At 63.5% G+C, this 515-nt stretch carries 1 protein-coding gene; it reads left to right on the forward strand.

Annotation, left to right across the window (positions count from 1 at the left end):
- The coding region (locus EN932_RS37585; protein ID WP_245483426.1) for a Mur ligase family protein at positions 1–515 on the forward strand (515 nt) is incomplete at both ends.

The raw sequence follows: 515 nt of genomic DNA on the forward strand, positions 1-515 counted from the left end.
TCCTCAGGCCGCGCCCGCAATGTCGCACGGCCGGTGCTCGATCTTCTCTTCAGGGGTGGCAAGGACGGCCGCATTCCAATCTTCGCGATCACAGGGACAAACGGCAAGTCGACCACCGCCAGAATGCTCTCGCACATTCTTCAGGCGAATGGTGCAACGGTCGGGCTCACCTCGACCACCGGCGTCTACCTGAACGGCGAGCGGATCATGACAGGCGATTGCTCGGGTCCGCAAAGCGCCAGGATCGTGCTTCGCGAGCCAGGTGTCGATGTCGCCGTGCTGGAATGTGCACGCGGCGGCATCCTGCGCGAAGGCCTTGCATTCGACGCATGCGACATTGGCGCGGTGCTGAACGTCCATGGCGATCATCTGGGGCTGAGAGGCATCGACACTATCGACGACCTGGCGGAAGTGAAGTCGGTGGTCGTCGAGTCTGTCCGCCGCGGCGGGTGGAGCATCCTCAACGCCGACGACATTCACACCTCCGCGATGTCGCGCGAAGCAGGGGGCAGGAT

The sequence above is a fragment of the Mesorhizobium sp. M7A.F.Ca.US.002.01.1.1 genome, assembly GCF_004022955.1.
GTDB classification, from domain to species: Bacteria; Pseudomonadota; Alphaproteobacteria; order Rhizobiales; family Rhizobiaceae; genus Mesorhizobium; species Mesorhizobium ciceri.